This is a genomic window from Rhodocyclus gracilis (assembly GCF_009617575.1).
Lineage (GTDB): Bacteria > Pseudomonadota > Gammaproteobacteria > Burkholderiales > Rhodocyclaceae > Rhodocyclus > Rhodocyclus gracilis.
In genome coordinates this window covers 1-1,224 of record NZ_WIXJ01000024.1, presented here as the reverse complement: position 1 = coordinate 1,224, position 1,224 = coordinate 1, and the positions used below count along the sequence as shown (strand labels likewise).

General features: G+C 67.1%; 1 protein-coding gene. It reads left to right on the top strand.

Translation table 11 applies throughout. The features are described 5' to 3' along the window. A partial coding sequence (locus GHK24_RS13465; RefSeq protein ID WP_153473396.1) for a geranylgeranyl diphosphate reductase occupies positions 1 to 1,224 on the top strand: 1,224 nt, incomplete at both ends.

Sequence of the window (1,224 nt, the reverse complement as noted above, 5' to 3'; positions counted from 1 at the left end):
GACATCTACGACGCAGTAATCATTGGCGGCGGCCCGGCGGGAGCGACGGCGGCGAACGATCTGGCGAAGGCGGGGCGGCGCGTGCTGCTGCTCGAGCGCGGCGGCCGCATCAAGCCCTGTGGCGGCGCCATTCCGCCGCAGGCACTCAAGGAATTCGATCTGCCCGAAGAGGTGCTCGTCGCACGCGCCAAGTCGGCGCGCATGATCGCCCCCTCGGGACGCGCCGTCGACATGCCGATCCCCATCGGTTTCGTCGGCCTCGTCGATCGCAAGGATTTCGACGAATGGCTGCGCAATCGCGCGGCGGCGTCGGGCGCCGAGCGGCGGCAGGGTAACTACCTGAAGATCACCCGCGATAGCGATGGCACGGCCATCGTGCATTACCGCGAGACGGTCACGGCACCGGCGGCCGAGGGCGATGTCGCCGGCCAGGATGGGCTCAATCCCGTCGATATTCCCGCGGCGCCGGAGAGTGTCGAACGGCAGGTGCGGGCGCGTGCCGTGATTGGTGCCGATGGGGCGAATTCGCAGGTGGCGCGGCAGTGCATTCCGGGCGCCGAGCAGATGCGCTATGTCTTTGCCTACCACGAGATTATCCGCACGCCGGCGCACGCCGATCCGGATCGCTGCGATGTGTATTATCAGGGGCGCGTGTCGCCGGATTTCTATGGCTGGGTGTTCCCGCACGGCGACACGATGAGTATCGGTGTCGGTAGCGAGATCAAGGGCTTTCCGCTCCGGAAGGCGACCGCCGATCTGCGCAAGATCGCCGGCCTCGATGCGGCCGAGACGCTGCGCTGCGAAGGCGCTCCCCTGCCCTTGAAGCCGCTGGCGAAGTGGGACAACGGCCGCGATATCGTCCTGGCGGGCGATGCGGCAGGCTGCGTCGCGCCGGCTTCCGGGGAAGGCATCTACTACGCGTTGGCCGGTGGCCGTTACGCCGCCGAGGCGGTCGAGGCCTTGCTGGCGACGGGTAATGCGCATTCCCTGCAACTGGCGCGCCGCCACTTCATGAAGGCGCATGGCCGCGTCTTCTGGGCGCTCGGACTCTTGCAGCGCTTCTGGTACACCTCGGACGGCCGGCGCGAGAAGTTCGTCAAGCTGTGCGCCGATCCGGACATTCAGGAACTGACCTGGGAGTCGTACCTGCACAAGCGCCTGGTGCGCAGAAAACCCTTCGCCCATGTCCGCGTCTTCCTCAAGGACCTCGCGCATTTGTTGGGG